At 55.5% G+C, this 227-nt stretch carries 1 protein-coding gene; it reads right to left on the bottom strand.

The window, feature by feature from the left end:
* On the bottom strand, window positions 1–227 hold a 227-nt coding region (locus PVZ80_RS17885), incomplete at both ends, for a transposase (protein WP_443201013.1).

Here is a 227-nt window from a genome sequence, read left to right as displayed (position 1 = left end):
CGATTGTTTATTCCTTCCAGCTGACCGGTGTGCATCGGCCAGCGAACGCGGCTGACGATGCCCCGCCAGTAACTCTTTAGCCGTTTGGCGAACTGGATCAGTGCCGGTATTTCGCTTTCATGAGCATGGCGCAACCATTGCTTCCAGGCCGATCTCCAGCTCCAAGCGGTATTCGGCGTCCAGAGCGTTTTGAGTTCAGCCTTCATCAAGTAGACCGTCATCAACGC

Source organism: Pseudomonas sp. B3G-3 (assembly GCF_028640915.1).
Lineage (GTDB): Bacteria > Pseudomonadota > Gammaproteobacteria > Pseudomonadales > Pseudomonadaceae > Aquipseudomonas > Aquipseudomonas chlororaphis_I.
This window is presented reverse-complemented; position numbering and strand designations above follow the sequence as displayed.